Raw genomic sequence first — 2,095 nt, forward strand, 5'->3', positions numbered from 1 at the left:
ATACTGCATTAATTGTCATTTGTTGGTTATTCTATTCAATTCGAGGTTTTATGCAAGAAAAATGTATAAAAAACTATTTTGTTGAATTTTTGTAACGAAAGTTGCGTAGAAAACAGTCGCTATAACTGGTCTTACAACCAAAAGTCACAAGTTGCTGATAAGCTTGAAATCGAGGGAAAAGCAAACGTTTCTCTTCCAATTAAAAAATCAGTACAAGATCTAAGAACCTGTAGCTTCCATTCGCTATTGGCTCACGCTCACATGCATAAAAATTAGAATCAAATAGCTCGTTTGATCTTTATTTCAAGTCTCACTAAATGCTTAATGTTCCTTTTGAACAGTATCGATTTCCTCACTTGCTAAGCATCAAAGTCCGAAAATTGAGTGTCCTAGGAAGCATCAGTCAGCGATGCGTGCTTTAATGGTTTCTCTTGTAAGCAACAAACATTTACGAACGACTAGCACTTGATTCGTGACAAGTACGTACAAACAACAAGCCATCTACTCTTAAAGCGACAACACATTAAGGCAGTCATATGCAAAACGATGTCTCTTCTACGCGTGACTCTACTCAGCGAACGGCTCAACGATCTACTCAAAAAGCGCCACAACCCAAACCTGAGAAGAAAAGCCTCAGTATTTTATTTGAGCTCAGCAAATTTATTCAGCCCTATAAAGGCCGTGTGATTGCAGCATTGATTGCGTTGATCTTCACGGCGAGCTTAACCCTTTCAGTCGGACACGGTATTCGTCTTCTTATCGACCAAGGCTTCAGTCAACAATCGTTATCAGATTTAGGCAGTGCGATTCAATTCATCATGGTTGTAGTCGTGTTGATCTCGATTGGCACCTTTTTCCGCTTCTATTTAGTCTCTTCTGTTGGGGAGCGTGTTAGTGCAGATATTCGCCTGTCGGTTTTCAATCACGTGGTGACACTTCATCCGAGTTACTTTGAAACCAATGGCAGTGGCGACATCATGTCGCGTATCACAACCGACACAACTCTGCTTCAAAGCATTATTGGTTCGTCGTTTTCTATGGCGATGCGTAGCGCATTAATGTGTATTGGCGCAATCATCATGCTGTTCGCGACCAACATTAAGCTAACGCTGATCGTGTTGGCCTCAGTGCCGTTTATCCTGATTCCGATTTTGGTATACGGTCGACGAGTGAGAGCCCTATCTCGCCAAAGCCAAGATTCGATGTCTGATGTCGGCTCTTATGCTGGCGAAGCGATTGAGCATATTAAAACGGTGCAAAGTTATAGCCGAGAAGCACAAGAGAAAGCGTCATTTGCGATTGAAGTGGAAAAAGCATATGAAATTGGACGTCAGCGAGTAAAGCAACGCGCGATTCTTATCTCTGGTGTGATTGTTATCGTGTTCAGTGCGATTGCAGGCATGCTTTGGGTTGGTGGCAGCGATGTCATCAACGGTACGATGTCGGCAGGTGACTTAGCGGCGTTTGTCTTCTATGCCATTATGGTAGCTTCGTCATTAGGTACCATTTCTGAAGTGATGGGTGAATTGCAACGTGCGGCAGGTGCGACAGAACGATTAATTGAAATTCTACAAGTTGAAAGCCATATTGTTGCGCCTGTAGAAAACCCAACATCACTCGATAACGTGACACCAGAAGTCGCTTTTGATGATGTGACCTTCTGTTACCCATCAAGACCCGACCAGCCCGCAACAAGCAACCTCACGCTAACGGCCCATGAAGGTAAAGTGTTGGCATTGGTTGGCCCGTCTGGCGCAGGTAAAACCACCCTATTTGAACTGCTGCAACGTTTCTACGACCCACAAATAGGCAAAGTAACCTTAGGCGGTGTTGAACTGAATCAGTTTGATCCTAACGAGCTAAGAAAGCAGATGGCACTGGTTCCACAGCAACCTGCTCTGTTCAGTAACGATGTGTTCCACAACATTCGCTACGGAAACCCGAAAGCAACGGACGAGCAAGTTATCGAGGCCGCTAAAAAAGCACATGCACATGAGTTCATCCAAAACCTACCTGAAGGCTATCACAGCTTTCTTGGTGAACGCGGTGTTAGGCTTTCTGGTGGCCAGAGACAACGTATTGCGATTGCTCGTGC

General features: G+C 44.2%; 1 protein-coding gene. It reads left to right on the top strand.

The window, feature by feature from the left end:
* Positions 1-536: 536 nt before the first annotated feature.
* Positions 537-2,095, top strand: a 1,559-nt coding sequence (locus tag AB4496_RS25720) for an ABC transporter transmembrane domain-containing protein (protein ID WP_372132681.1), incomplete at its 3' end; no start/stop codon positions are given.

Origin of the sequence: Vibrio sp. 10N.222.46.A1 (assembly GCF_041473595.1) — a bacterium.
Lineage (GTDB): Bacteria > Pseudomonadota > Gammaproteobacteria > Enterobacterales > Vibrionaceae > Vibrio > Vibrio tasmaniensis_A.